Genomic DNA, 292 nt, shown 5'->3' on the forward strand with positions numbered 1-292 from the left:
TCCGCGCCCACAAGGGCAAAGCCGCCGCCCGGCTGACAGTCAGGGGCCGGTCCGGCCATTCCTCGCGCCCGGACCAGGGACTGAACGCAATCCATGCCATCACCGATGTTCTGGCCTGCGCTCGCGCCGAAGCCGAACAGCTCGCCTCCGGCCCGTTCGAGCATGTCTTCGAACCGCCCTACTCCTCCCTTCAGGTCGGCACGCTGAAGGGCGGCCAGGCAGTCAACATCATTCCCGACAGTTGCGAGGCCGAGTTCGAAGCTGTCGCTTGTACACATCTGACGCTGCCGAC

The 292-nt window shown here is 65.8% G+C and carries 1 protein-coding gene; it reads left to right on the plus strand.

Annotated elements, in window-relative coordinates:
- Positions 1-292, plus strand: a 292-nt coding sequence (locus tag AF337_RS29685) for a peptidase dimerization domain-containing protein (RefSeq protein ID WP_152971233.1), incomplete at both ends; no start/stop codon positions are given.

Origin of the sequence: Rhizobium ecuadorense (genome assembly GCF_001187535.1) — a bacterium.
Taxonomy (GTDB): Bacteria; Pseudomonadota; Alphaproteobacteria; order Rhizobiales; family Rhizobiaceae; genus Rhizobium; species Rhizobium ecuadorense.